The sequence below is a fragment of the Paenibacillus barengoltzii G22 genome (genome assembly GCF_000403375.2).
Taxonomy (GTDB): domain Bacteria; phylum Bacillota; class Bacilli; order Paenibacillales; family Paenibacillaceae; genus Fontibacillus; species Fontibacillus barengoltzii.
This window is the reverse complement of sequence record NZ_KE159652.1, coordinates 297,830-315,743: the sequence shown is the minus strand read 5'-3', so window position 1 is coordinate 315,743 and position 17,914 is coordinate 297,830. Positions and strand designations below refer to the sequence as shown.

The following is a 17,914-nucleotide window of genomic DNA, read 5'->3' as shown; positions in this document are numbered from 1 at the left end:
TCCGTCCAATCTAGGTGTAAGTCTTCATTTTCTTAGGTTTATTGAGAATTCCGTTTCGCTTCTTGGATGAAAGCCTCCAGCGTGTCGTTCATCGACCATTCACCCAACGAAACGCCGCGGAACGATACTTTCACTTTATCGCTGCCCGCTTGTCCGGTCACTTCCAGATTCGGGGTCGTAATGGTAAACGAACCGTCCGGATTTTGCGTGATTTGGGCTTCCTTCGCTTCATTTTTCATCATGTTCAACGCTTCGGTTTTACTGATGTCGAGGGCTTGTTCCTTCACCGTTGTTACTGCCTCCCCGATATCCTTCAGCGTGATCCCGCTGTAAATCACGATAAATGCGGCGATGACTAGCACCAGTGCCCATTTGACAACCGTTCTCACAAAATTGAGCACAAGGAAGAGAATGACCAGTGCTACAACGATCACCAGCCAATTTTCTTTCAGAAATTCAGACCATACATGTACGTCATACATTGATGAATCCTCCATATTTAGATTTTCCATGATTTTTGATTTCTGTATTTTGATTCTAACCCATTATACATGATGGCCCAAGACCATGTCAGCTTAACCCCCAATCCGGCGGAAATCAAGCTCCCGGTTCGTGATGGAAAGCCGATCTGGTAATAAGTTCGTCCATGGGAGCGTACAAGTAATACTAACGTTCATTCTGCGCAAAGGAGGGGCAACGCGTGAAAACCGCCTTCTGGCTGTACTTCTTTATGTTTCTGGCTTTCTTCGACCTGCACGCCCAGTACCCGATCCTGACTCCGTTTGCCTTGTCGCTGGGAGCCGCGCCGACGTTTATCGGCTGGATGATGGGGATATATGCGCTGACGCATCTGCCGGGCAACCTGCTCGCCGGCCAGGGCGTCGATCGCCACGGCAGCAAACCGTACATGATCTTTAGCCTGGTGACTGCCGGCTTGGTTTTGCTGCTTCAAGCCTATGTCACAGAGCCTTGGCAGCTGCTCGTGCTGCGTTCCATCAGCGGTTTTGTGCTCGCCTTCCTGTCCCCGGCCTGTCTGGCGATGCTCGCTTCGCTGTCCAAAAATCCGGTGCAGCAAGGCAAGCTGATGGCCGGTCACGGGGTGATGCATACCGTTGCTTCCGTCGTATCGCCAGCTGCCGGCGCTTTTCTTGTCGCTCAATCCGGCTTTTCCACCGCCTTTCAAATGCTGGGCTGGCTGTTGATCTCAACAGGCATCATTGCCATTTTTACGATTAAGGAACCTCCCCGTTTGGTTGCGGAAGGTCCGGCCAATTTGGGCGCTGCGAAGTCACAGATACCGGTGAAGATCAATGTGATCCCTTTGCGCTATTACGTGCTGCCGCTCGCCGTCGCCTGCTCTCAGGGCATTTTGTTTTTTGAACTGCCGCTGCAAGCCGGCGGAGCGGAGGGGATCATGAATACCGGCTTCTATTTTTCCATTATCAGCTTAGGGGCGCTGGTCACGCTGTCGATGTTATTTTTGAGCCGCTACTCCCCTTATATAAGAGCCAGTATCGGCATTCTAGGGATCGCCTTATCTTTCTTCGCCTTGGCCGCCTTTGAGTTCATTCCGCTTCCCGTGGTGCTTGTAGCCCTAGGGATGGCGAAGGGAGTCGTGTATCCCGCCATGGCTTCGTTGTTTATCGATTTAAGCGGAGGCAAACGGCTCGGCACCGTGTTTTCACTGCAATCGATCGCCATGTCGCTGGGTTCCTTTATCGGCCCGATTGTCGCGGGAGCCATGCACGGCAGCTATTCTCCTTACTTCCTAGCCTTCTTCGTGCTGATGCTGGCCACCATCATCGTCCCGCCTAGAAAGTTTACCGCAACCCTGCCGCCCCCAGTTGGCGCGGGCACGGGACACCATCATTAATCGATGGACTTATGCCCGCGGGACAAGTGCAACGGATTTTTCATTTCAGTTTAGGCTGCCGCACAGGGCACATGATACGGTCCTACATAAGATAATCGTGTAGTAACCGATCATGTTTGAAAGCGGGGTGAACATGAATGGGCGGCATTGACAATTGCGGACCGGGCCCGATGGTTCCTGGCTATGGATTCTGGACAACGACGGGGACGATCCTCGTGTTGTACATCTTGCTGGTAATCATCCTCCGTGCTCCTCTTTATTAATTCTTGTCATTGTTACTGACCCCTGCACACCGGTCTGCCCTCGGGCAGGCCGCTTGTGTTTAAGGGGGCTTTTGCAGCACAAGATTCCATCATCTACCGAAAAAGATGAACCCTCCCTTCCTCTGTTAACGTACTAAAAGATAGATCAAATTTTAAGGGAGGGCTCTAGTTGAAGAAAAAACGAAACTCGATTTTAGCCATCATTCTGACTCTTACGCTATGGTTACCTGGAACGGTTATGGCGGCAGAGGCGCCGCAGGCCAACACCTCACCGCAAGGCTTGGAGGAAATCGCCGCCGCGAAGGCCGCATTGCTCACCGAGACGTACGGAACAACCAGCGTTCAGTACGCCCTGGTCGACCATGGCAAACTCCTCGTTTCAGGACAAGCCGGAAAGAATGATCCTGAAGGCAAAATTCCGCTGACCGCTGAAACGATATACGGCATCGGATCGACCAGCAAAATGTTTACGACCGCTGCCGTTATGAAACTGGTCGATCAAGGTAAAATCAATCTCGATTCGCCGTTGGTTAATTATATCCCGGAGTTTAAGATGAACGATGAGCGATACAAGCAGATCACGCCGCGCATGCTGCTGAACCATTCCTCAGGTATGCAGGGATCCAGTCTCACCAACGCATTTCTGTTCGAAGACAACGACCCTTATGCGCATGATACGCTGCTTGACCAACTGGCCAATCAATCCCTGAAGGCTGACCCAGGAGCGTATTCCGTATACTGCAACGACGGATTTACACTGGCGGAAATTTTAGTCGAACGTGTCAGCGGGATGGATTTTACGGATTATATCCACCAGGAATTCACCGAACCGCTTGGGATGGAGCATACGTTGACGCCGCAGGACGGTCTCGACTTTGACAAGCTTGCCGCACTCTATGCACCAGGAAATCCACAGCCATTACCGAAGGAAACGGTGAATGTAATCGGGACGGGCGGCGTTTACTCGACCGCTGAAGATCTGGTGAAATTCGCCGGCTTGTTTACGGGCGAAGCCGACAACATTTTGTCCAAGCAAGCAGCTAAAGCGACGGCACAACCGGAGTATAAAAGAGGGATCTGGCCTCAGGATAACGACAACAGCGTCGACTTTGGTCTAGGCTGGGACAGTGTAAAACTGTTTCCTTTTAATGAATACGGTATCCAAGCATTGGCCAAAGGCGGCGATACATTGCTGTATCATGCCCAGCTGGTCGTGTTGCCAGAGCAACAAATGGCAGCAGCGGTTCTCTCCTCCGGCGGGTCCAGCTCGCTGAACCAATTGCTTGCGAACGAAATCCTGCTCCAAGCGTTAAAGGAGAAGGGGACGATTTCCGAGCTCAAGCCAGCCAAATCCTTTGGTACGCCGGAACAAGCGGACATGCCTGAAGAACTCAAGCAGTTCAGCGGATATTATGGAGCCACCAACCAGCTGATCCGCATCGATGTCGCCGATGGTGAAATCCAAATCACGTCCCCGTTTGCGCCTGGCGAATCGTTAGGACTTCCTAAGCTCGTGTATACGAAAGACGGGACCTTCGTCAGCGAGGACGGATCACTGAAAGTCAGCTTTGTGAAAGAGAAGAACGGACGCACCTATCTGTGGGAAAGACAATACGCCACCGTTCCTGAATTAGGCCAGCTCGCCCTCAATCTGTACTCCGCAGAGAAACTTACGGACAACACCATTTCACCGGAAGCGGAGGCAGCCTGGAAGCAACGCGATGGGAAAAGTTATTACCTCGTATCGGAAAAATACAGCTCGATGGCCTACTTCATGATGTTGCCAGTTGTCCAAATGAACCGTACGGACAGCCTGCCCGGCTACGTGATGGACAAACAAATTACAGGCCCTGATACATTGATGGGCAAACATCAGGTTCCAGCGACGGGCAGCCGAGACTCCGAAGAATATCGCTTCTTCACTCAAGGCGGAAGTGAATATTTGGAGGCCGGCGGCGCCTTGTACCTCAGCGGCGATCAAATCCAAGAGCTGTACCCCGGCAAGAAGTCCGCGGTGACCTTGCAGCCGTCTGAACAAGCGCGTTGGTACACGATTCCGGCGAAAGCAGCAGGAAAGACGATCACGGTGGAACTTCCAGCCAAAGCCTCCTTTGCCGTGTATGATGCTGCAGGGGCTTGCGTGAACTTCTCGGTGGCCAGCGGCAGCACCCAAGTGAACCTGCCTGAGAACGGAACGATTGTGTTTATTGGTGATCCAGGCATGCGCTTTGGCATAGAATTGAACTAATCGAATCGAACAGCCCTTATTTTCTTATCTAGTTTCTAGCAATTTTGCATGAAGTCCCCTCCCGGGTATAAACTAGAACGTAATAACCCCAGCTTGGAGGTTTACGTTTAGCCTGGAGGGGATTTATTTTGGCAATCAGCATCATTGTGGAAGGGAAGAACGATCGCAGCAAGCTGCGGCGCTTATTAGACGAAGAAGTCCGCATCTACTGTACGTTTGGGACATTAAATCATGAGAAGCTGGAGACCTTGCGGAAGAAAGTTAAGGATGACGAGTTGTTTCTGTTCCTCGACAACGATCCTTCCGGCAAACGAATTCGCGGTGTACTTCGGGATGCTTTCCCTGATGCGGAGCAAATTTACACAAGACGAGGATATGCCGGAGTCGAAGGAACACCCGATGAATACCTCATCGCCCAATTAGAAAAAGCCGGGCTGGAGGAATACATCATCTATCCCCCAACACCGGCTACCTATGACAAGTTTTGATTGTGTATGAAGTTACTCCTTGGCGAGGCTCATCACACCTGCGGCGATTTCATCCGGCGTCGCCTCTGGCCGGTAAATTTCCCGCAGTTGGCCTTTGCGATCAACGAGACCGATGAGATCCATATGCACGTAGTTTCCATCCGCGTCCTTATCGATCAGAATTTTAAAGGAGTCCATCGCCAGGTCGATCGTCTTCTGCTGATCCCCCCGCAGGAAATACCAACCGGAATAATCCGCTTTGAATTTATCCCCAAACGCCTTGATGTTCTCCAGCGTATCGCGTTCCGGATCAAACGAGATCGAGACGATCGACGCATCCTTGCCGAATAAGCCTTTCTCTTTCAAAATATCCTGGACCTGGCTCAGTCGGAAGGTTGTGATCGGGCAAACATCGGGACAGTTGGTGAAGAAGAAATAAAACAGCCGGACTTTGCCATTGGTATCCTGCAGCGAGACCGTCTTGCCGTCTACGTTCTCCATGCTAAAATCCGCAACAGGGCGGATCACAGGAAGCTTAGGCTTCGCATACGTATCCCAGAGCAGATAGCCGGCTAAAATCACGCAGATGGCCAGCAGAATCCATGTCCATTTATATTTCTTCAAAACCGCCATTTCCCATCCCCCTAATTACAACCTAACCGTATCCAAGATCATCACGATTAAAGCAATGGTTAAATAGTTCACGGAGAAAATAAACACCCGTTTCGCCCAAGCGTCGTTATCCTTAGCCCGGAACCCTTGGAGTGCCATGAGCAGCCAAGCCACCGACAGCAGGGTGCCGATGATGAGGAACCAAACGCCCGTATAGCCATAGACATACATCAAAATCGGTATCGGAATCAGCAATGCCAGATAAGGGATCATCTGCAACTTCGTGCGCGGAATGCCCTTCACAACCGGCAACAACGGGAAACCAGCAGCCCGATATTCCTCGGTACGGCGAATCCCCAGCGCCCAGAAATGGGGCGGTTGCCATAGGAACAACAGGGCGAATAACATCCAAGTTCCCAAATCGATTCCGCCGGAAGCCGCAACATAGCCAATGACCGGCGGCATAGCGCCGGAGATGGCCCCAACCGACGTACTCCAGGTCGAGCTGCGCTTAAGCCACAGCGTATACACCACCACGTAGACAAACATCCCTACCGCACCAAACAACCCGGCCAACGGACCGGAGAAGATAAACAATACGGATAAGCCAAGCACTCCTAAGATGACGGCATACCATAACACCGTTCTCGGAGCCAGCTTCCCCGTAGGGAGGGCGCGATTCTTCGTCCGGGCCATCTTCGTGTCCATCTCCCGGTCGAAGTAATTGTTAAAGACACAGGACGATGCCATCACCAACATCGTTCCCAGCAACATGACAACTAATTGAATATAATCAAGCTCCCAGCGGGAAGCCACCCAAAACCCGGCAAACGCAGCAATCAGATTCGAACGCAGAATGCCCGGTTTCGTTAAGGCGATAAAATCTCTCCAAGTCGCCGTCTCTCCCGGAGGAGTAGGTCTCACGGACAACGCAGCGGATTCCGAAGAAGCCTGAACACTTAATGGTTTGTCCACGCGCGATTCATTCCTCCTATATTTGAAATAAAGTTCAGTTTAGGCTTAGGCTTACCTTTATTGATCATTCATAAAATGTTCAACGTTTTTACCCTTATGCTATAAACTTTATCATATCAAAAGCTAGAAGTGTTTGACAATCGCTGGAATATCGCGCGTTAACTATGACAATTTAGTGACACAGTAAGCCGCCGGGCACAGCCGGCGGCTTTCTTTTGACATATCGCTTATTTTCCGACAAACCCCATCAGACGTTGAACATCCTGCAGCGTTTTCTCAGCCATTTCGGAAGCGCGTTCCGCTCCTTGGCGCAAGATGTTGCGCAGCTCGCCCGACTCGCGGATATCACGGTACCGCTGTTGGAGCGGCTCAAGCACACTGACGACCGCTTCAGCCAAGTCTTTCTTGAACGGACCATACATTTGACCTTCATACCGTTTCTCTACTTCCGCGATGGTCAGTCCCGAGCATTGGCTGTAGATCGTAATCAGGTTGCTGATCTCCGGTTTCGTCGCCGGATCGAATTTTACTTCGCGCCCGGAATCCGTAGTTGCCCGGCTGATCTTCTTGCGGATTTCGTCCGGGGTGTCCAGCAAGGCGATGTAGCTGCCTGGGTTCGGATTGCTTTTGCTCATTTTCTTGGAGGCATCGTCCAGCGACATGATCCGTGCCCCAACCTCAGGAATGTACGGCTCCGGCAGTGTAAAGTATTCGCCAAACCGATGGTTGAACCGTCCCGCCAAATCACGGGTTAATTCCAAATGCTGTTTCTGGTCATCTCCAACCGGCACCAGATCCGCATTATAAATCAAAATATCCGCCGCCATTAAAGCAGGATAAACGAACAACCCGGCCCCAACGGATTCTTTCCCGGCCGATTTGTCTTTAAATTGCGTCATCCGTTCCAGCTCGCCCATCGAGGTGAGCGTCGTCAGCAGCCATCCGAGCTGGGCATGCTGCATCACATGGGATTGCAGATATACGTTCGCTTTATTCGGATCGATACCAGCTGCGAGATAAAGCGCCGCCACCGCTTCGGATTGCTCCGTCAGTGCAGCCGGTTCCTGCGGAACGGTGATCGCGTGCAAATCCACGATCATAAAGTTGCAAGCATGATCATGCTGCAGCTTCACAAAGTTCTTAATCGCCCCGATGTAATTGCCTAATGTCAGTTTGCCGCTGGGCTGAATGCCCGATAATACTCTCTTCATAACAAAAATCCTCCCTTTAATTTTATTTCTGCATAAGTAAGACCCCGGGTTTATTGTAAAATGCAAAAAGGCCCCACGCCCGCAAGGGACGTGAGACCGTGGTGCCACCCTTCTTTGCTGATGTTGGAGCATGAATGTTACGCAGTCAACTTAAGACGCTGATGCGTTTGTCGCAACAAGATCAGCCTTTCCAATCCGTAACGTGGATGATCCGGCCGGCTTACTGGCAACAGGCTCATCGCCTCTTGTGTTCAACCTGGCGCTCCGAGGCCCATTCGGCACAAGCTCCTTCACCGGTTCGCATCAACCACCGGCTTTCTGAAGAACGGAAACTTCGCCTACTTCCCCTCATCAACGCTTTCTCATTATGCCTATCATCATAAATAACACCAGCGTTGGTGTCAAATCTATTTTTCGTCTTACGCAAAAAGTGTTATGATTAGTCTAGTCTAAGGAACTGATTATGTGGGAAAAGGAGCAACGATATGAAAAAGGTGACCAAAGGGCAATGGAACGGTTACGATACGTACATCTTACATAGCCGAGAGCTTGAAGTCACGCTGCTACCTCGCCTAGGAAATAACGTCATTCGTATATGGGACAATGTCCAGCAGCGCGATGTGCTGCGTCATCCAGAAGAGAACGAACTTGATTTCTACCTGCAGAAGCCATATCATTTCGGCATCCCGCTCTTAACTCCCCCCGGACGCATTCGCAGAGGGAAATTCACGTATGCCGGGCAAGAATATCAATTTGATCGCAATACGGCAAATGACAACCACATCCACGGTCTGCACCGTACGCAAAGCTGGTGTGTGAGCGATATTGAAGAAGACGACGAAGGCTGCACGATCACCACAGAATTCAAAACCTCTGACGATCCCAATTGGATCCGTCAGTATCCCGAACCCTTGAAGCTGGAAATGACGCTCAGATTGCAAGGGACAAAATTAACGCAAACCTTCAAGATTACGCACTTGGGTCACAACCCAGCCCCTTTTGGTTTGGGGCTGCATACCTGGTTTCTCATTGACGGCGAACCTGGTCGCTGGAATGTGAAGCTGCCCGTGACGGAGCTTTACGAATTGGACGAGGAGAACATTCCTACCGGGAAGACCGCTCCGCTAGGAAGCTGGGATGCATTAAACACAGGGATGAATCTGCAAGGCGTGAATTGCGATACCATGCTGCGAATCGGAGATAAGCCGGTCGAAGCGTTGATGCTGCGCGATGACGGCTATGGCCTTCGCTACGCAGCGGATCCTGAGTATTTTAAATTTTGGGTGATCTACTCCAAGGGGGAAGCAGATCAATTCTTCTGCATTGAACCTTACACATGGTTGCCGGACGCTCCAAATTTGAACCTCCCCGCCAGTGAGACCGGGCTGATCGAATTGACGCCGCAACAAACGTTGGAATTAAATCTTTCCCTAGAAATGATTTATCCGAATACCGGCGATGAGAACGAAGCTTAACCTTTTTCAAAATTTCCGCCTTCCTTATAGAAGGCGGCTTTTTTGTATGATTCCACGATTCCACAGCTTGTCTGCGTGAAGAAATAATTACCACTGCTATAGTTTTGAAGCCTCCCGCATATTTTGCACCCTACGAACCATACTAACATCACAAACGCCAAAGGAGGTGACAAACATGGCAGGTCAAAGCCGCGGAAGCCGTAATAACCTTATTGTTCCTCAAGCAACTGCTGCGCTGCAACAACTGAAAATGGAAGCAGCTCAGGAATTGGGCGTACAAATTCCGCAAGACGGTTACTATGGGAACTATACTTCCCGTGAAACCGGTTCTCTTGGGGGCTATATCACAAAACGTTTGGTTCAAATGGCGGAGCAACAGTTGTCGGGTCGTTCGAACCTGTAACTTGCATCCTCCCATTACCCTCTATAGAAACAGGCGGTCTGCTTAGCAGATCGCCTGTTTCCTTAAATATTGAAAGCCTCTAGGAAGACAGCTTTCGGTATGTATTAGCAACTTGCTCCTTCTGCGAATACCGTTGGATCAGCAAGTTGGCCATGTTATAATTCGATTCCATGATGGCATCCACGACGACAGCCCCTTGGCGCAGGGCGAATTCATAGCTGATCTCGCCATGTGTCCAGTACCGCTTGTACTTCAGCGCTTCAATCGCCATTTTTCGAAAAGAATGGATCTGTTCTGCATTAAGTCCGTAAGGTTCTTCACGAAGCTGCCCATTTCGACCCTCAATCGGATTGTGGCGGATGCCAAATTTCCCGATGGTGTTATTCCGGATCTGTAGAAATACGGTACCCGAAGTTAACCCCGACAGTTCCTCCTCCAGTTCCTTAAAAACCATGTCGATCTGCCTAACCAGCGATAGTTGCTCGGCTTTCAGCATATTCTCCCACCTTTCCCCCAAAGAATGCAACCTATGAAATAGGTCTTATGTCACATTATAGGTTAAATTTTCCTATACATCAACATTATGATACATATTTACTAATTATGTCTTTTTCTCTCGATATTTTCTTTCCTCTTCCGACAAAATTCTTCAACAAAAAAAGGTCCCCTCTCGAGGACCTAAAATAGTGTAATAGAATGAAGCAGGCAGCGCCCGATTTATTTGGTTAATTCCAAGAATGCGTCAACGTCGGCCACACATACGGCCATCGCGTCACGCCAAAAGTCCGGCTTCGTCAAATCCACGCCCAGATGCTTGGCAGCCAGCTCTTCTACCGTCATGCGGCCGGTATCTTGCAGAAGCGCATCATATTTAGCCGCAAAGCCTTGGCCTTCACGGAGCGCTTGTGCGTAGATCCCCGTGCTGAACATGTACCCAAAGGTGTAAGGGAAATTATAAAAAGGCACATCGGTGATATAGAAATGCAGCTTAGATGCCCAGAAATGCGGGTGATAGCTGCCCAACGCCCCCTGGAACGCTTCACGCTGCGCTTCTTCCATTAATTCGCACAACTCCGCAGCATCCAAATAACCCTGCCGGCGCTTCTCGTAGAACCGGGTTTCAAACAGGAAGCGGGCATGGATATTCATGAAGAAGGCAATTGAATTTTGCACCTTATCGGCGAGCAGAACAATTTTCTGCTGATCATCTTCCGCATGTTTGACGAAGGCGTCAGCCAGAATCATTTCCGCGAAGGTCGAAGCGGTCTCCGCCACGTTCATCGCGTAATCCTGACTGAATCTTGGCAGCTCCTCCATCACGTATTGATGGTAGGCGTGTCCCAGCTCATGCGCCAACGTGTATACGTTGGATACGTTCCCTCCATATGTCATGAAGATCCGTGTCTGCTTGCTCAGCGGCAGAGAAGTGCAGAAACCACCCGGGCGTTTACCAGGACGGTCCTCGGCCTCGATCCAACGTTTATTAAACGCCATGGTGGCGAACTCCGCCAGCTTCGGGCTAAATTTGCCGAACTGCTCGACGATGTCTTCGGCTGCCTGTTCGTACGAAATTTTGCCGGAGGCTTGGCCTAATGGGGCATCCACATCGGTCCAGCTTAATTTCTCCACCCCAAGCAGCTTCGCTTTGCGCTCTAAATAAGCCACAAACTTCGGCTTGTTCTCGACGATCACTTGCCACATCGCATCGAGCGTGGCTTTGGACATCCGGTTCATGTCCAGCGGTTCCTTCAAAATATCGTCCCAGCCGCGTTTTTCGTACAATTTAATGCGGAATCCCGCCAAGCGGTTCAGCGTATCGGCACAATAGTCCTCCGCCTTTGTCCAGGCTTCCTCCCATTTCGGGAATACGCGCTCGCGCACATTGCGGTCTGGATGATCCAGCTTGTTAGCTGCTTGACCGACAGACAGCATTTGAACCTCGCCCCCTTCTTCTTCAAAAGGGACTCCTACTTTGGCGACGATCGTATCATAATGCTGTCCCCAGCCGTGATAACCGTCTACTGCCAGGTCGGACACGAGGTTTTCCAGCTCCGGCGCCAGCTTCTCCCGCGCTTGCTCCCGTTTCTCGCGAAGCAGGAAGGAGATCGGAGCGATTTCTTCCCGCTGCATCCAGGCTTCCCACACCTCATCACTTGTCAAGCGGAGCAGGTTCCAGAATAAAGTCATCACGTTGTTGTATGCAGCGTTTAACGAAGTGACTCTCGCGTCAAGCTGGAGAGCTTTCTTGTCATGCTGGTCTTGCGCGGTCAAACAGCCGATAAAGGAGCCGGCTTCGGACAGACGGCTGTCGGCCGCTTGCAGATCTTCAATCAGGTTATCCAATGCCTTGGTCTCTTCTACAGTGGACGGGGCCTGCAGTTCTTGCAGCTTCGCCTGGTAGGCGGCAATATCCCGTTCCAGAGCATCCAGATGATCTCTTAGCGCCGTAGAGGCAGAACCTCCAGGGAAAATGGTTTCCAAGTCCCAAGTTTGTTGAAGGGTTCCTACGAATCTTGACATAAGTTCGCTTCCTTTCCGTATCGTTTAGAATTGATGCTTTATGGGATAACAGTGTATGCTAGTAGAGGATGCTCTATTATCACGCTTGTCTAAATACAGGGGGGATTTCCATGAAACCGTTGCAAATATCGGCGGATACCGCCGTGAAATTAGCCGCAAAACTCAAGGTGCCGGTCGAGCACCTTATGCATATGCCGCAGCACATTTTAATGCAAAAAATCGCAGAACTGGCCAAAGAAGAAGCAAGCCAGCCTTCCGCACCATCAGAACCCGGAATTGACAGTCAAGCCGGTCACGAATCGGAGCGTTCATGATCCCGTTTAACCAAACATGGCCTTATGATCTTGTCATGGGGGACGTGTATGTCCATGAGTGCCCATTTTGCTCCAGTCGTAACGTGCTGCTGCCGCTGAAGCCCCGTGAGTTGAAAACGATCCACGAAGGGAAGAAGAAGCTGCTTGTCTTCCCCTGTTGCGGGAACAAGCTTCATGTCCTGGACTGTGACAATGATTACCTGTTAACGGATAAGGTGGTCCGTTAGGTCGCCTTTAGCGCTCAAGATACAGGAAAGGGCCGTTTCCTTCTGGAACCGGCCCTTCGTCATGCCTTCTTCGATGTCTGCTTGTCCGTTCCGTCAACCGCGCATTTCCTCAGGCAGCTCATGTCCGCCATTCATCATTTCTTCGCGAAGCAGCGCCCATTGCTCCCGGGATGCCCGAATCATCGCCGCATCCATGATCTTCTTGTCATTAATGACGCGCCCAAACCATTTGACCGCATCGTTGTACTTGCCGACCCGACGGTTCAACTCGCCGATCAAATACATCAGCCTTGCATCGCTGCCGCCGACGCCTTCTTTTTCGTAAACACGGATGTAAGCCTCCAGAGCAAACTGCAGAAAACGCTTCTCCTGTTCGACGTTGTTCTTGTACCGGTACAACCAGGCAATATGATGCAGCAAGCTGGCAATAATTCGTTCCGTTTCGCCGATGGTTTGCGCGCAGATCAGCGCCAGCTTGTACGTCTCCAGCGCGGTCTCCCAATCCCGGCGCCCGCCATAGTCCTTCTGGTTAAATCGACTGCCGATCGCCTCTTGGAATAGGGTTCTTTGCCTTTCGGTCAATCGTGGCACCGAATTCTCCGTCGAAGCAAAACCGCAGGACGGGCATACCCGAACAACGTAATAATCCGGATTCTCCTTCTGGTAGTAGCTGCAGAAATCCGTGTCCGTACGTACAGCCCGCTTAAAGCTCGGACGCACACGCGAGGTCGAAAATTCATTCTGACAATGGATGCAAGTGACCTTGATCTGATAAAGCGGTTCAAGTTCCAAAACGTCCTACTTCCTTTCAGTAATCTGCCCTGCCCGGCACATTATGTTCATCGGTCTAAGGTGTGTTTACGAAATGAAAAGCCGGGCCGGACAGACGCTCCAGCACGATCCCTCGCAGCGGCTCCTCGACGCCAATCTCCTCCAGCGCAGCTTTCATGCAGGCCAGCCAAGCCTCGGCGCGTTCCGTCGTCACCGGAAACGGCAAATGCCGGGCGCGCATCATCGGATGGCCAAAGGCATCAGAGTAGAGGGACGGGCCCCCAAAAAACTGCGATAAGAACATAAATTGCTTCTCCATGACCGGAGTAATGTCTTCCGGGAATAAGGGTCCTAACAACGGATCACGTTGAACCCGCGGATAGAAGGCTTCCACCAACCGCCGAATCGTCTTCTCTCCGCCGAGGTTGTCATATAGACTTAAGCTTGGATTCATCTGTTCACCGCCTCCGTTTTTCCTTATTATATCAAAAAAAAATAAAAGCTCCTACCAAGGAGCTTCTATTCTAACGCGGTCTTTCCATCTATCAGTAGCTGCGCCAATCCTCTTCGCCGGGATGGACGAGAGCGGCTCGAATTACATAAACAAAAGCACAGACAAGTATCCCTGCGACAATGCTCATGAACATCACTCCATCCTCAAAATTTGGCTGCAAACCATGTTTGATCAAATCATAGCTGGTACTAAAGTTCTATTATTAGTCTTAAGTATCATTTTAGCATAGAAGCTCAAAAATATCAGCCCCATTTTGAAACCGCTTACTCAATTTTTTTGTGCTGTTTGTCCCAATCATTTCATACACTTCACTATGATTTGTTGTGGAGGCGTACCCATGAAATTCCAACGCTTAACGGCTGTGTTATTACTCTTTACCGCACTCATGCTGGCCGTTCTCATGGCCTGCTACCCGGAAGCTTCCTGGCAGGCCGGGGTTCGCGGCCTCGCCATCTGGTGGGACGTGCTGTTCCCGTCCCTCTTCCCGTTCTTCGTCATCTCCGAAGTGCTGCTGGGCTTTGGGATTGTGCATTTTCTCGGCAAACTGCTAGACCCGCTGATGAAGCCCTTGTTCCGGATCCCCGGCAGCGGCGGATTTGTGCTGGCGATGGGGTTTGCTTCCGGCTACCCCGTCAGCGCCAAGCTGGCGACCAAGCTGCGCGAGCAACGGCTCGTTTCCCGGGTAGAGGGAGAACGGCTGGTCTCGTTCACCACGTCATCCGACCCCATCTTTCTTATCGGGGCGGTCTCGGTCGGTTTTTTCGGGAATCCGAAGCTGGCAGCTGCACTTGCATTAGCCCATTATGGAGGAGCCCTGTTGATCGGCCTGATCATGCGCTTCTACCGTCCAGATCGAAACTTGTCGGCAGATCCCGGGGAAGGCGGAGACTCCGAATCCGGGCGCTTCAGTCTGAAGCTGGCGCTTAAAGCCATGCATGAAGCCCGGGTCCAAGACGGACGAAGTCTCGGAGAACTGCTGCGGCAGGCCGTTGCTTCTTCGCTGCAGCTGATGACCGTTGTTGGCGGCCTAGTTGTATTTTTCTCCGTAATCCTGGAGGTGCTCACCGCTTCGGGCTTCATAGGCTTCCTCTATACCGGGTTCCAACAGCTGCTGCCGCTGCTGGGGCTGCCCGGCCAGTTAGCTGAGCCGCTTATGGGCGGCTTGTTCGAGGTCACCTTGGGCGCAAAAGCATCCGTATCGCCAGAGGGGATTCCGTTGCAGTTCAAAGCTGCAACGGCCGCCTTCATTCTCTCTTGGGGCGGCTTATCGGTTCATGCCCAAGTGGCCAGCATCTTAAATGGCGCTGACCTGCGTTATTTGCCTTTTCTCATTGCAAGATTCCTTCATGCCGTGATCTCTGCCGGGCTGTTGCTGCTGCTCTGGAACCCCTTGATGGGAGCCTCACCGGCGTGGGCCATTCACCCCCCTGCGTTTGGGGGCCAACAGATGCTATACGGTTGGGGTGCGGTTCCGGGAGCGTTCCGGCTCTTCCTAGTGACCCTGACCATGTTGCTTATTTTGTCATTTTTGGCCGAAATCATTCGCCGCCAGCGGCATCGAAAATGAAACGTTGTGTTCTGCGGACGAATTGATTATGATCTTTACAAAAGGACATTCAAGTGCATGTTCAAAATATTGTTCATTTTGAACAGTCTTTTTCAAAGGAGCTTGTCAACTTGAGATACTTTGTACTTGACCGCGGCGATCAGCTGTCCGTGGAATTAAGCCAAACCTTCCATAAGCTTGCTGCGCAGCATGGGCTTGAGCTGGATGCGAAATCCCCGGACATCGTCGTCTCCATTGGCGGGGACGGCACGATGCTTCATGCCTTCCATACGTTTATCGACCAGATTCAATCCATCGCGTTCGTAGGGATTCATACAGGCCACCTGGGCTTCTACGCCGACTGGAAAGCCGACGAAATTCCCGAGCTGGTGGAAATGATGAGCGGTCATGCGGATCCCGGCTTGCTCAGACCGCGTATCGTCCGTTACCCCTTAATCGATCTGGAGATTCAGAAGAAGTCGGGCAGCTCTTCCCACATTTGCTTAAACGAATTCACCCTGAAGGGCGTCGATGGTACGGTGGTTGCCCAAGTGGACATTAATGACCAAATGTTCGAAATGTTCCGCGGCGACGGTATCTGCGTTTCCACCCCTTCCGGCAGTACCGCTTATAACAAGAGCTTGGGGGGAGCAATGATCCACCCCACGATTGAAGCGCTGCAGATTACAGAGATCGCTTCGATCAACAATCGGGTGTTCCGGACGTTGGGTTCTCCGCTCGTGCTGCCCAAGCATCATCATTGCGACATTTATTCGCGCAAGGAACAACGGTTATTGTTGACCATTGACCACGTCAACCTGCCGATGGACGATTTAGTGTCCGTGCGCTGTCAGGTCTCGGAACAGAAGATCAGCTTTGTCCGTTATCGGCCATTCCCGTTTTGGAACCGGGTCCGCAATGCATTCCTGGACTAATCGGCAGATCTGACAAGCTCAATGGATCACGAAAATATTGTAAAGGAAGAACTGAATATGATCTTAAGCTCATTCCGCAAGTATGCATTCATCCCGGTGTTGTCCCTCGCCTTGCTGGGCTTGCCCCAGATGGTTGGAGCGGCCGGGACGGCAGGCACAGCCGATGCCGCAGCTGCCGGGACAATCATTCAACTGGGAACGTCGGAAACCTCCGCGGACCTGCAGGCGCTTCAAGAAGTGCTGGACTATCTGGAAGCCTACAACATTGAAGGCGTTGAGCGCCAGGAGTTTCTCGATAATGCGATACGCGGCATGGTTTATACGCTGGACGACCCTTACAGCGATTACTATTCTAAAGATGAACTGGAGAGCTTCGAGAACAGCGTCAATCAGGAGTTCGTTGGCATCGGTGTTACACTTCGCTTCTATAACAACAAACTGTACATAACCGACGTGTTGCCTAATTCTCCGGCCTCCAAAGCCGGACTTCTCGCAGGAGATATTATTACCAAGGTGGACGCAAAGCCGGTCACCAGCAGTGAGGATGTCGCCCGGATTCAAGGGGAGGAAAATACCCAGGTCACCATTACGGTCAACCGGAAAGGACAGGCTCTGGTATATCCAATTACAAGAGCGCATTTCACTTTGCCTTCCGTCACTGGCAAGGTCATCCCTTCCAGCAGAGTCGGCTACATCGCCGTGACTTCCTTCTCCGATACTGCGGATGAGGAATTTGCGCAAAAATTAGCCTCCCTTCGCAAAGAAGGAATTGGTGCACTTGTTCTGGACCTGCGCGACAATCTTGGCGGTTACGTCGAATCGGCATCTAATATTGCCAAGCAGTTCATGAAAGAGGGAATCTTGATGTACACCTCCGGCCAGAGCGGGGAAATGCAGCCCGTAGAAATCACGGGCGGCCAAGACATCGGGATGCCGGTTGTGGTGTTAACCAACGGCCTGACCGCCAGCGCATCGGAAATCTTGACAGGGGCGCTGCGCGACAACGGAATCGCTAAGGTCGTAGGGGAACAAACCTACGGGAAGGCGCGCATTCAGAACGTATTCCCGTTGTCCAATGGCAGCTCATTGAAGCTGACGGTTCAAGCCTACTTCACGCCAAACAAGCTGGATTTCAACCATGTGGGGCTGAAGCCGGACATCGAAGTAAAGAACAATGCCGCAGCGCAGTTAATTACCGGGATGTATGCAGCCGGTGTACGGCAGATCAGCGTATCCGGAGGGCCAGCCTCGCTCAACATTAACGAAACAGCTTTCCCGGGATATATCGATGTGATTCAGGACGGTCAACTCACTTATGCCCCTTCCCGCTTATTATCGTCGCTGATTCAAGGAACGCCGGTCTGGAATTCTAAGAACGGGAAGCTGACCATCACCGACTTGCAAGGGAAGCAAACCGGATTTACCTTAGCTGCCAAAACGGTCAAAGTGGTCGATGGTGAATCTTATCTCGAACTGCATGAGTTCCAGAAGAAATATCCGAAGCTCACCTGGAGCTATAAACAAGGCTTACTGAACTTATCTATGAAATAATTCCTTAAG

The 17,914-nt window shown here is 51.3% G+C and carries 18 protein-coding genes and 1 other annotated feature; of the genes, 10 read left to right on the top strand and 8 right to left on the bottom strand.

The window, feature by feature from the left end; all coding sequences use genetic code 11:
- Positions 1-38: 38 nt before the first annotated feature.
- Complete coding sequence (locus C812_RS01550; RefSeq protein ID WP_016310930.1) at positions 39-482, bottom strand: hypothetical protein; 444 nt, start codon at positions 480-482, stop codon at positions 39-41.
- A 218-nt stretch (positions 483-700) separates the two neighbouring features.
- On the opposite strand from C812_RS01550, the gene C812_RS01545 reads away from it, so the two are divergent.
- From C812_RS01545 to C812_RS01535, 3 genes are all read left to right on the top strand, one after another.
- Complete coding sequence (locus C812_RS01545; RefSeq protein WP_016310929.1) at positions 701-1,873, top strand: MFS transporter; 1,173 nt, start codon at positions 701-703, stop codon at positions 1,871-1,873.
- Positions 1,874-2,305: 432 nt separating this feature from the next.
- The gene (locus tag C812_RS01540; protein ID WP_016310928.1) at positions 2,306-4,384 is read left to right on the top strand and encodes a serine hydrolase domain-containing protein; all 2,079 of its coding nucleotides are present in this window, start codon (positions 2,306-2,308) and stop codon (positions 4,382-4,384) included.
- A gap of 128 nt (positions 4,385-4,512) precedes the next feature.
- Positions 4,513-4,872, top strand: coding sequence for a toprim domain-containing protein (locus tag C812_RS01535; RefSeq protein WP_016310927.1), 360 nt, complete (start codon positions 4,513-4,515; stop codon positions 4,870-4,872).
- A 12-nt stretch (positions 4,873-4,884) separates the two neighbouring features.
- Here the strand turns inward: C812_RS01535 and C812_RS01530 are convergent, their stop codons facing one another.
- From C812_RS01530 to trpS, 3 genes are all read right to left on the bottom strand, one after another.
- Positions 4,885-5,484 carry an SCO family protein gene (locus tag C812_RS01530; protein ID WP_016310926.1) on the bottom strand — a complete coding sequence of 200 codons (600 nt, stop codon included), beginning with the start codon at positions 5,482-5,484 and terminating at the stop codon, positions 4,885-4,887.
- Between the two features lie 15 nt (positions 5,485-5,499).
- A complete protein-coding gene (cyoE, locus tag C812_RS01525; protein WP_016310925.1) occupies positions 5,500-6,438 on the bottom strand; it encodes a heme o synthase in 939 nt (312 codons plus the stop codon).
- 227 nt (positions 6,439-6,665) lie between these two features.
- Complete coding sequence (gene trpS / locus C812_RS01520) at positions 6,666-7,649, bottom strand: tryptophan--tRNA ligase (protein ID WP_016310924.1); 984 nt, start codon at positions 7,647-7,649, stop codon at positions 6,666-6,668.
- An 81-nt stretch (positions 7,650-7,730) separates the two neighbouring features.
- Positions 7,731-8,013, bottom strand: a binding site (T-box leader).
- 121 nt (positions 8,014-8,134) lie between these two features.
- Between trpS and C812_RS01515 the strand changes: the two genes are divergently transcribed.
- Both C812_RS01515 and C812_RS01510 read left to right on the top strand, forming a co-directional pair.
- Positions 8,135-9,124, top strand: coding sequence for an aldose 1-epimerase (locus tag C812_RS01515; RefSeq protein WP_016310923.1), 990 nt, complete (start codon positions 8,135-8,137; stop codon positions 9,122-9,124).
- Positions 9,125-9,299: 175 nt separating this feature from the next.
- Entirely contained in the window at positions 9,300-9,527 is a 228-nt protein-coding gene (locus C812_RS01510; RefSeq protein WP_016310922.1) for an alpha/beta-type small acid-soluble spore protein, read from the top strand.
- Between the two features lie 79 nt (positions 9,528-9,606).
- On the opposite strand, the gene C812_RS01505 is transcribed toward C812_RS01510, so the two are convergent.
- Positions 9,607-10,023: a hypothetical protein gene (locus C812_RS01505; protein WP_016310921.1), complete on the bottom strand. Its 417-nt coding sequence runs from the start codon at positions 10,021-10,023 to the stop codon at positions 9,607-9,609.
- A 221-nt stretch (positions 10,024-10,244) separates the two neighbouring features.
- Positions 10,245-12,047 (bottom strand): M3 family oligoendopeptidase, encoded by a 1,803-nt coding sequence (locus C812_RS01500; RefSeq protein WP_016310920.1) that lies wholly within the window; start codon positions 12,045-12,047, stop codon positions 10,245-10,247.
- A gap of 110 nt (positions 12,048-12,157) precedes the next feature.
- Here C812_RS01500 and C812_RS01495 point away from each other — a divergent pair, with 110 nt between their 5' ends.
- Together C812_RS01495 and C812_RS01490 are read left to right on the top strand one after the other, a co-directional pair.
- Entirely contained in the window at positions 12,158-12,361 is a 204-nt protein-coding gene (locus C812_RS01495) for a YycC family protein (protein ID WP_016310919.1), read from the top strand.
- Entirely contained in the window at positions 12,358-12,588 is a 231-nt protein-coding gene (locus tag C812_RS01490; protein ID WP_016310918.1) for a hypothetical protein, read from the top strand. The genes C812_RS01495 and C812_RS01490 overlap by 4 nt, the downstream gene beginning before the upstream one ends.
- A gap of 93 nt (positions 12,589-12,681) precedes the next feature.
- Here C812_RS01490 and C812_RS01485 read toward each other — a convergent pair whose 3' ends face one another.
- A complete protein-coding gene (locus C812_RS01485) occupies positions 12,682-13,380 on the bottom strand; it encodes a DUF2225 domain-containing protein (protein WP_016310917.1) in 699 nt (232 codons plus the stop codon).
- 55 nt (positions 13,381-13,435) lie between these two features.
- Positions 13,436-13,813, bottom strand: coding sequence for a globin domain-containing protein (locus tag C812_RS01480; RefSeq protein ID WP_016310916.1), 378 nt, complete (start codon positions 13,811-13,813; stop codon positions 13,436-13,438).
- Between the two features lie 397 nt (positions 13,814-14,210).
- Between C812_RS01480 and ylbJ the strand changes: the two genes are divergently transcribed.
- From ylbJ to C812_RS01465, 3 genes are all read left to right on the top strand, one after another.
- On the top strand, positions 14,211-15,440 hold the full coding sequence (gene ylbJ, locus C812_RS01475; RefSeq protein ID WP_016310915.1) for a sporulation integral membrane protein YlbJ: 1,230 nt from the start codon (positions 14,211-14,213) through the stop codon (positions 15,438-15,440).
- 110 nt (positions 15,441-15,550) lie between these two features.
- Entirely contained in the window at positions 15,551-16,354 is an 804-nt protein-coding gene (locus C812_RS01470; protein ID WP_016310914.1) for an NAD kinase, read from the top strand.
- A gap of 57 nt (positions 16,355-16,411) precedes the next feature.
- Positions 16,412-17,905, top strand: a complete 1,494-nt coding sequence (locus tag C812_RS01465; protein ID WP_016310913.1) for a S41 family peptidase — start codon at positions 16,412-16,414, stop codon at positions 17,903-17,905.
- Positions 17,906-17,914 lie beyond the last annotated feature (9 nt).

What these genes read in the sequence shown, in the direction of transcription:
- C812_RS01550 (WP_016310930.1), bottom strand. Translation starts at nt 482, where the DNA reads ATGTATGACGTACATGTATGGTCTGAATTTCTGAAAGAAAATTGGCTG.
- C812_RS01530 (WP_016310926.1), bottom strand. Translation starts at nt 5,484, where the DNA reads ATGGCGGTTTTGAAGAAATATAAATGGACATGGATTCTGCTGGCCATC.
- trpS (WP_016310924.1), bottom strand. Translation starts at nt 7,649, where the DNA reads ATGAAGAGAGTATTATCGGGCATTCAGCCCAGCGGCAAACTGACATTA.
- C812_RS01515 (WP_016310923.1), top strand. Translation starts at nt 8,135, where the DNA reads ATGAAAAAGGTGACCAAAGGGCAATGGAACGGTTACGATACGTACATC.
- C812_RS01510 (WP_016310922.1), top strand. Translation starts at nt 9,300, where the DNA reads ATGGCAGGTCAAAGCCGCGGAAGCCGTAATAACCTTATTGTTCCTCAA.
- C812_RS01505 (WP_016310921.1), bottom strand. Translation starts at nt 10,023, where the DNA reads ATGCTGAAAGCCGAGCAACTATCGCTGGTTAGGCAGATCGACATGGTT.
- C812_RS01500 (WP_016310920.1), bottom strand. Translation starts at nt 12,047, where the DNA reads ATGTCAAGATTCGTAGGAACCCTTCAACAAACTTGGGACTTGGAAACC.
- C812_RS01495 (WP_016310919.1), top strand. Translation starts at nt 12,158, where the DNA reads ATGAAACCGTTGCAAATATCGGCGGATACCGCCGTGAAATTAGCCGCA.
- C812_RS01490 (WP_016310918.1), top strand. Translation starts at nt 12,358, where the DNA reads ATGATCCCGTTTAACCAAACATGGCCTTATGATCTTGTCATGGGGGAC.
- C812_RS01480 (WP_016310916.1), bottom strand. Translation starts at nt 13,813, where the DNA reads ATGAATCCAAGCTTAAGTCTATATGACAACCTCGGCGGAGAGAAGACG.
- ylbJ (WP_016310915.1), top strand. Translation starts at nt 14,211, where the DNA reads ATGAAATTCCAACGCTTAACGGCTGTGTTATTACTCTTTACCGCACTC.
- C812_RS01465 (WP_016310913.1), top strand. Translation starts at nt 16,412, where the DNA reads ATGATCTTAAGCTCATTCCGCAAGTATGCATTCATCCCGGTGTTGTCC.